Source organism: Streptomyces sp. SID1328 (assembly GCF_009865595.1).
GTDB classification, from domain to species: domain Bacteria; phylum Actinomycetota; class Actinomycetes; order Streptomycetales; family Streptomycetaceae; genus Streptomyces; species Streptomyces griseoluteus.
In genome coordinates this window covers 1-813 of sequence record NZ_WWKH01000574.1, presented here as the reverse complement: position 1 = coordinate 813, position 813 = coordinate 1, and the positions used below count along the sequence as shown (strand labels likewise).

Genomic DNA, 813 nt, shown 5'->3' with positions numbered 1-813 from the left:
CCCCCGGCCCGCCGCAGCGGGGGACCCGGACCGTCCGTCGGCCAAGCTCCGCGCCGAACTCGGCGCCACCGAGCGCCCGTTGCTCCTCGCCGTCGGCTCCCTCGACCGGCACCGGGGCTACCACGTGCTGCTGGACGCCGCCCGCCGCTGGAGGGGCCTCGATCCGCAGCCGCTCACCCTGATCGCGGGCGAGGGGCCGTTCCGCGCCGAGCTGCAACAGCGCATCACCGACGAGGAGTTGCCGGTCCGGCTGCTCGGCGTCCGCGACGACGTGCCCGGCCTGCTCGCCGCCGCCGACCTCGCCCTGCTCACCAGCCGCTGGGAGTCCCGCCCCCTCTTCGCCCAGGAGGCCCTGCACGCCCGCGTCCCCCTGGTCGCCACCGCCGTGGGCGGCGTCCCGGACCTCGTCGGCGACGCCGCCGCCCTCGTCCCCTACGGCGACTCCCGCGCCCTCGCCGACACTGTCACCGCCCTCCTCGCCGACCCCGAACGGCGCGAGCGGCTCATCGCACGCGGCGTCCGCCAGGCGACCGGCTGGCCGACCGAGGACGACACGATCGCCCAAGTGCTGAGCATCTACGACGAGTTGACCCAGCCGATGGCGCTCCTCTAGTCCACGTGCCGTCTCGCTCGCAGGGCCAGGCTCAACGCCAGGACCGTGTGCGGGTCGTCGAGGTCGGTGTTCAGCAACTCGCCTATGCGGGCGAGGCGGTTGTAGAGGGTCTGGCGGTTGAGGTGGAGCTCGCGGGCGGTCTCCGCCTTGCGGCCCGCGTGGGCGAGGTAGGTCTCCAGGGTGGGGAGCAGCGGGGGCTT

General features: G+C 74.9%; 2 protein-coding genes. One reads left to right on the top strand and one right to left on the bottom strand.

The window, feature by feature from the left end:
• A partial coding sequence (locus GT030_RS18085) for a glycosyltransferase family 4 protein (RefSeq protein WP_161201970.1) occupies positions 1–613 on the top strand: 613 nt, incomplete at its 5' end.
• Here GT030_RS18085 and GT030_RS18080 read toward each other — a convergent pair.
• A partial coding sequence (locus tag GT030_RS18080; protein WP_161201969.1) for a helix-turn-helix domain-containing protein occupies positions 610–813 on the bottom strand: 204 nt, incomplete at its 5' end. The genes GT030_RS18085 and GT030_RS18080 overlap by 4 nt on opposite strands.